A 351-nucleotide genomic window follows, 5' to 3' on the forward strand; every position below is an offset into this window, starting at 1 on the left:
GGCCGGGGCCGGGGCCGGGGCGGCCGGGGCGGCGGCGGGCGCCGGAGCGGCGGCCGGGGCGGCACCCGGGGCACCGATGACGGCGAGCTTGGCGCCGACCTCGGCGGTCTCGTCCTCGCCGACCACGATCTCCAGCAGTACGCCGGCGGCCGGGGCGGGGATCTCGGTGTCGACCTTGTCCGTGGAGACCTCGAGCAGCGGCTCGTCGGCCTCGACGGAGTCGCCCACCGACTTCAGCCAGCGGGTGACGGTGCCCTCGGTGACGGACTCACCGAGCGCGGGCAGGACCACGTCGGTGCCCTCGGCGCCGCCGGCCGGGGCGGCCGGAGCGGCCTCGGCGGCGGGCGCCGG

General features: G+C 80.3%; 1 protein-coding gene. It reads right to left on the reverse strand.

Features of this window, described 5'->3' with window-relative positions; genetic code table 11:
* The coding region (locus IF37_RS45400; RefSeq protein ID WP_030754555.1) for a biotin/lipoyl-containing protein at positions 1-351 on the reverse strand (351 nt) is incomplete at both ends.

The organism is Streptomyces sp. NRRL S-31 (assembly GCF_000718775.1).
GTDB lineage: Bacteria > Actinomycetota > Actinomycetes > Streptomycetales > Streptomycetaceae > Streptomyces.